Origin of the sequence: Stenotrophomonas sp. FR010 (assembly GCF_047520755.2) — a bacterium.
GTDB classification, from domain to species: domain Bacteria; phylum Pseudomonadota; class Gammaproteobacteria; order Xanthomonadales; family Xanthomonadaceae; genus Stenotrophomonas; species Stenotrophomonas sepilia.
Window position 1 is genome coordinate 1 of the sequence record NZ_JAXBQT020000046.1, and the last position, 6,437, is coordinate 6,437.

Here is a 6,437-nt window from a genome sequence, read left to right on the forward strand (position 1 = left end):
TCCCTTTTCCGCAGGAAAAGGGATCTGACCCCTCTTCCTGCGGAAAAGGGATCTGACCCCGGAAGCTGCCGGCTGTTGCCTTTGCTTTTTCTTTTTTCTTTTTTCTTTTTTCTTTTGATCTTCCGTGGCTGGCGCACACGGGAACTGTCAGAGGCCGGGCGGGATGGGTTCGCGGGGGTGTCCGCGGCATGGATGCCGCGGCCAAGCCTCCACGGACGGATTCACGGCGTCCCCCGCGAACCCACCCCGCCCGGCCAAGCGCGATAGATCCAGCCGATGCACCAGCCACGAGGGGCTCCGCCGTTGGCCGTATCCGCGCCGAAGGCGCGATAATGACCGTATGGAAACTGTCCGCATCGCTACCCGCAAGAGCCCGCTCGCCCTCTGGCAGAGCGAACACGTCGCCGACCGCCTGCGCCAGGCCCACCCCGGCCTGCACGTGGAACTGGTGCCGATGAGCACCCGCGGTGACGAGGTGCTGGACCGCTCGCTGGCCGCCATCGGTGGCAAGGGCCTGTTCCTGAAGGAACTGGAGCTGGCCATGCTGCGGGGTGAGGCCGACTGCGCCGTGCACTCGCTGAAGGATGTGCCGATGGAACTGGACGCGCCCTTCGCGCTGCCGGCGATGCTGACCCGGCACGACCCGGCCGATGGTTTCGTCTCCAACCTGTACGCCTCGCTGGACGCGCTGCCGATCGGCGCGCGGGTCGGCACCTCGTCGCTGCGCCGCCAGGCCCAGCTGCGCGCGCTGCGCCCGGACCTGGAGCTGCTGGACCTGCGTGGCAACGTCAACACCCGCCTGGCCAAGCTCGACAACGGTGGCTACGACGCCATCGTGCTGGCGGTGGCCGGCCTCGAGCGCCTGGGCCTGGGCGAGCGCATCGTCGCGCGCCTGCAATCGCCGCAGTGGCTGCCGGCGCCAGCGCAGGGCGCGGTGGCGGTAGAGTGCGACGGAGGCAACACGCGCCTGATGGCGCTGTTCGCCACGCTTGATGACGCCGCCACGCGCGCCTGCGTGGAAGCCGAGCGGGCCATGAACCGCGCGCTGCATGGCAGCTGCCACGTGCCGGTGGCGGCGATCGCGCAGTGGCAGGGCGACGACCTGCACCTGCAGGGCCTGGTCGGCAGCGCCAGTGATGGCCGCGCCGTGCGTGCCGAAGCGGTGGGCCCGGCCCGTGATCCGGAAGCGCTGGGCCAGCGGGTGGCGAAGCTGCTGCTGGACGGTGGTGCTGGCGAACTGCTGAACGTCTGAGGCACCGCAGGTAGTGCCGGCCGCTGGCCGGCAACCTCATGCCGCCGATTGAACGCTGTTGCCGGCCAGCGGCCGGCACTACCGAAATGAAGAACGGGCGCCTTGGCGCCCGTTTCTTATTTGAACTTGTAGACCACGTTCATCGTGGTCAGCGTATCGGTCTTGCGCTTGTCGACAGCGACGTCGCTGTTGTAACGCGCCTGCCAGCCGGCCTTCAGCGCCAGGTGCTCGTTCATGCTCACCGAGACACCGAAGTCGTTCTGGCCGAAGGTGTTGTACGAACCGGACTCGACCAGCAGCGTGTTCACCAGGTCGGTGTTGTCGGTCAGCGAGTACTTCAGGTCGAACAGGCCACGGCCGATCATGCCGGTACGGGTGCGGTCATCCTCGGTGCTGTGCGTACGGCGCACGCCGGGGCCGATCTGCGCGTCGAACGAGAAGCGCTCGGTGTTCCACAGGCGGGTGCCGTAGCCCAGACCGAACGAGCTCTGGCGGTCGTAGGTGGCGAAGTCGTCGCGCTCGGTACGCACCGTGGCGGTCAGCTGGCGGTGCTCGCCCAGCTGCAGCGCGCTGCCCGCACTGCCGGTGTAGCGGTTGGCGGTGGTGTTGCTGCGGCGGGTGGTGGTGCCGTCGTCGTTGGTCTCGGTCACCTTGGAGCTGGAGCGCAGGCCGAACAGGTCCATGCTGTGCACCCAGTCGCCGTCGGTGTAGCGCAGGCGCAGGCGGCCGTTGAAGCTCTCGGTGCTGCTGTTGCCGCGTGCCGAGGCAAAGCCGAGCTCGCCGCCGCTGCCACTCCACGGCGAGGACATCGCCGCCAGTTCGGAGGCATCCTGCGCGTATGCGAGCGGCGCACACAGCAGCAGGGGGATCAGCAGGGACACGCGCAGGGACATCGAGGCTTCTCCGGAACGGTTAACAGCCGGTGATGATACTGGAAGCGTGATGGCGGTCCGAATCGATCCAAAGCGTGCTTCAGCGAACGTTGCCGCGATCGCCTATTCAGGGCAGATCGACACGCAATGCGGGGTCGTTGAAGCGCGAATAGCGCAGGCGCAGCTGGAAGCTGCGGCCATTGCTGCTGCCGCTGCGCACGATCTGGCGTGGCAGGCCCTGGGCATCCACCCAGTACTCCAGGCGTTCGCCGGGCTGGCTGCCGCGCAGCCGGTAGTGACGGGTCTCGACCCCGTCCAGCGCCTGGCTGCCGAGGTCTTCGGCCTTCAGGTCGGCGGGCAGGGCGTCGGCCGGCAGCGGGTTGCGCCACTGCTCGAGCAGGCCGGGCGGGGCCGGCACCTGGCGGATCGCACCGTCGGCCTGCAGGAACAGGGTGTCGCCGATGATGGTCTGCGGCCCGGCCGGGGTCTCCACCCGGAAACGGTCGGGTGCAACGAAGTCCATGGCGCTGCGTACCCGCTGCGGCGCGCCCAGCACCTCCAGTTCGGCGTGGAAGCTGCGCAGGGCGGCGAAACGCTGGCTGGCGCCCAGCACCGCCTGTGCCGGATCGGCGGCGGGTACCGGGGCCTCGGTGCCCGCCGGCGCCGGCGCGCGATCGCAGGCGGCCAGCAGCAGGCAGGCCAGCAGGGACAGGGCAGGCAACCGGCGCATCGGGCATTCCATGGGGTGGGGGCGACCACGATAGCCCAAACGTTCCACACAAGACCCGCGACTCGGACATAATCGGGGGTATGGACCGATACGAACGCATCACTGCCCTGCATCGTCTGCTCAAGTCCGCGCGCTATCCGGTGACGGTGGCGACCCTGCAGGACAAGCTCGGTTGTTCCCGTGCCACCGTCTATCGCGACCTGGCCTTCCTGCGCGATGCGCTGATGGCACCGATCGAGGGCGACGGCGAGGCCGGCTTCCGCTACCAGGCCGACGAGAGCGACCGCTTCGAGCTGCCCGGCCTGTGGCTCAGCTCGGAGGAGCTGCATGCCCTGCTGGCCTCGCAGCACCTGCTGGCGCGTACCGGCGGCGGCGTGCTGTCGTCGGTGCTGGCGCCGCTGCAGCAGCGCATCGAGAGCCTGCTGGCGGCCCAGGCCGGTGTTTCCAGTTGGCCGGTCGACCGCGTGCGGGTGATTCCGCACCGTGGCCGCAAGTTCGACGAAGGCAGCTTCCGCAGCGTGGCCTCGGCGGTGCTGGAGCGCCGCCAGCTGGCGTTCGAGTACCGCGCCCGCTCCACCGACGAGCCGACCAAGCGCACCGTCTCGCCGCAGCGCCTGACCCATTATCGCGACAACTGGTACCTGGATGCCTGGGACCATGACCGCGAGGCGCTGCGCAGTTTCGCGGTGGACCGCATCCACAAGGCACGGGTAATCGACAATGCCGCCCGCGATGTCGCCGACAGCGAGCTGGACGAGCAGCTCGGCGCCAGCTATGGCATTTTTTCGGGTGCGCCGAAGGGCTGGGCGACCATCCTGTTCAGCGCCAAGGCTGCGCGCTGGGTGGCCGACGAGCACTGGCATTCCAAGCAGCAGGGTCGTTTCCTGGCCGATGGCCGCTACGAACTGAAGGTGCCGTACAGCGTCTCGCGAGAGTTGCTGATGGACGTGCTGCACTATGGTTCGGATGCCGAGATCATCGAGCCGATCATGCTGCGCGAGCAGGCCAAGGCGCTGCTTGAGCTGGCCCTGAGCAACTACGAAAAATCCTGACACCCCCCCCGAGAACCCCGTCCCCCATGAAGAAGACCCTGTTGCTGTCCCTGCTCGCCGCTGCGCTGGCCCTGACCGCCTGCGGCAAGTCCGGCGAGCCCTCGCAGAAGCTGGTGGTGGCCGCCACGGCCGTGCCGCATGCCGAGATCCTCGAGGTGGTCAAGCCGATCCTCAAGCAGGAAGGCGTGGACCTGGACGTGCGCGTATTCAACGACTACGTGCAGCCCAACGACCAGCTGGTGCAGAAGCAGGTGGACGCCAACTACTTCCAGACCGAGCCGTACCTGGATGCCTACAACCGCGACCGCAAGACCGACCTGGTGAAGGTGATCGGCGTGCACATCGAGCCGTTCGGTGCGTACTCGCGCAAGGTCAAGTCGCTGGCCGAGCTGCGCGACGGTGCCGACGTGGTGATCCCGAACGATCCGAGCAACAACAGCCGCGCGCTGATCCTGCTGCACAAGGCCGGCGTGATCGAACTGAAGGACCCGGCCAACGCGCTGTCGACCCAGGGTGACATCACCGCCAACCCGAAGAACCTGAAGTTCCGCGAGCTGGACTCGGCGATGCTGCCGCGCGTGCTGGACCAGGTCGATCTGGCCCTGATCAACACCAACTATGCGCTGGACGCCGGCCTCAACCCGACCAAGGATGCGCTGGCGATCGAGAGCAAGGATTCGCCGTACGTGAACTTCCTGGTCGCGCGCCCGGACAACAAGGACGACGCCCGTGTGCAGAAGCTGGCCAAGGCCCTGACCAGCCCGCAGGTGAAGGCCTTTATCGAGACCAAGTACAAGGGCGCGGTGCTGCCGGCGTTCTGACCGGCGCTACGGACGTTCTGGCCATGCGGTAGTGCCGGCCGCTGGCCGGCAATCTGCAAACGCCGCCAAAGATCAGGGGGTTGCCCGCCAGCGGCCGGCACGACCTTCAGTCGACGTGGAAGGCGAGGGTGGCGGCAACTGCCTGCTGCCATCCCGCATACAGCTTCTCGCGCCGCGACACCTCCATCTGTGGCTCGAAGCGCCGGTCCAGGCCCCACTGTGCAGCGATCTGTTCGCGGCTGGACCAGAACCCGACGGCCAGGCCGGCCAGATAGGCCGCACCGAGCGCGGTGGTTTCGGTCAACCGCGGCCGCAGCAGCGGCACACCGAGGATGTCTGCCTGGAAGCTGGCCAGGAAGTCGTTGCCGATCGCACCGCCATCGGCGCGCAGTTCGGTCAGCGCGATACCGGCATCGGACTGCATGGCATCGAGCACATCGCGGGTCTGGTAGGCCATCGCTTCCAGCGCGGCGCGCACGAAGTGCGCCTTGCGCGTGCCACGGGTCAAGCCAAACATCGCACCGCGCACATCGCTGCGCCAATAGGGCGCACCCAGGCCGACAAACGCCGGCACCAAGTAGGCGCCACCACTGTCGGGCACCTGCGCGGCCAGTGCCTGGCTGTCGCTGGCGCGTTCGATCATGCGCAGTCCGTCGCGCAGCCACTGCACCACCGAGCCGGCGATGAAGATCGACCCTTCCAGCGCATACTCCACGCGCCCGTCCAGGCCCCAGGCAATGGTGGTCAGCAGGCCGTTGCGCGACCGTACCGCCTGCGCGCCGGTATGCATCAACATGAAGCAACCGGTGCCATAGGTGTTCTTGACCATGCCCGGCTGGAAACAGGCCTGGCCGAACAGTGCCGCCTGCTGGTCACCGGCGATGCCGGCGATCGGGATCGGGTGGTCGAAGAAGAACTGCGGCCGGGTGTGTGCGTACACCGCACTGGAGTCGCGCACCTGCGGCAGCATCGCGCGCGGGATGTCGAGCAGGGCCAGCAGATCGTCATCCCAATCCAGCGTGTGGATGTTGAACAACAGCGTGCGCGCCGCGTTGCTGTAGTCGGTCACATGCGCCTGGCCGCCGCTGAGGTTCCACACCAGCCAGCTGTCGATGGTGCCAAACAGCAGCTCGCCACGTTCGGCGCGCTGCTGCGCACCTTCCACGTGGTCGAGGATCCAGCGCACCTTGGTCGCAGAGAAATAGGCATCGATCAGCAGGCCGGTCCGCTCGCGGATCAGCGCTTCATGGCCTTCGGACTTCAGGCGTTCACAGATGGCGTGGCTCTGCCGCGATTGCCAGACGATGGCGTTGTGGATCGGCTGGCCGGTGGCACGGTCCCAGACCACGGTGGTTTCGCGCTGGTTGGTGATGCCCAGTGCGGCGATATGACGCGGGTCGATCTGCCCGCGGCTGAGCAATTCGGTCAGCGTGGCATAGACGCTGGTAAGGATCTCGCGCGGGTCATGCTCGACCCAGCCGGGTTGCGGGAAGATCTGCGCGAACTCGCGCTGCGCGCTGCCGATGATGTCGCCGGCACGGTCGAACAGGATCGCGCGCGAACTGGTGGTGCCCTGGTCGATGGCCAGCACGTAGCGGGGCGTCATGCAGCGTCTCCGGTAGAGCAGTCAGGGTAACTTACCTTTCTCTCTGTAGAGCCGAGCCATGCTCGGCTGCATTTGCACAACGCAGCCGAGCCATGCTCGGCTGC

At 67.4% G+C, this 6,437-nt stretch carries 6 protein-coding genes; 3 read left to right on the forward strand and 3 right to left on the reverse strand.

The window, feature by feature from the left end; translation table 11 throughout:
- Positions 1–340 precede the first annotated feature (340 nt).
- A complete protein-coding gene (gene hemC / locus ACM0PK_RS21400) occupies positions 341–1,252 on the forward strand; it encodes a hydroxymethylbilane synthase (protein WP_414607926.1) in 912 nt (303 codons plus the stop codon).
- A 116-nt stretch (positions 1,253–1,368) separates the two neighbouring features.
- Here the strand turns inward: hemC and ACM0PK_RS21405 are convergent, their stop codons facing one another.
- Together ACM0PK_RS21405 and ACM0PK_RS21410 are read right to left on the reverse strand one after the other, a co-directional pair.
- Positions 1,369–2,145, reverse strand: coding sequence for a DUF481 domain-containing protein (locus ACM0PK_RS21405; protein WP_049413237.1), 777 nt, complete (start codon positions 2,143–2,145; stop codon positions 1,369–1,371).
- Between the two features lie 106 nt (positions 2,146–2,251).
- Positions 2,252–2,854 (reverse strand): LolA-like protein, encoded by a 603-nt coding sequence (locus ACM0PK_RS21410; protein ID WP_180886235.1) that lies wholly within the window; start codon positions 2,852–2,854, stop codon positions 2,252–2,254.
- 80 nt (positions 2,855–2,934) lie between these two features.
- Here ACM0PK_RS21410 and ACM0PK_RS21415 point away from each other — a divergent pair, with 80 nt between their 5' ends.
- Entirely contained in the window at positions 2,935–3,906 is a 972-nt protein-coding gene (locus tag ACM0PK_RS21415; RefSeq protein ID WP_061479894.1) for a helix-turn-helix transcriptional regulator, read from the forward strand.
- A gap of 26 nt (positions 3,907–3,932) precedes the next feature.
- The gene (locus ACM0PK_RS21420; protein WP_414607927.1) at positions 3,933–4,727 is read left to right on the forward strand and encodes a MetQ/NlpA family ABC transporter substrate-binding protein; all 795 of its coding nucleotides are present in this window, start codon (positions 3,933–3,935) and stop codon (positions 4,725–4,727) included.
- A gap of 106 nt (positions 4,728–4,833) precedes the next feature.
- Here ACM0PK_RS21420 and glpK read toward each other — a convergent pair whose 3' ends face one another.
- Positions 4,834–6,333, reverse strand: a complete 1,500-nt coding sequence (glpK, locus tag ACM0PK_RS21425; RefSeq protein ID WP_049413243.1) for a glycerol kinase GlpK — start codon at positions 6,331–6,333, stop codon at positions 4,834–4,836.
- Positions 6,334–6,437: the final 104 nt, after the last annotated feature.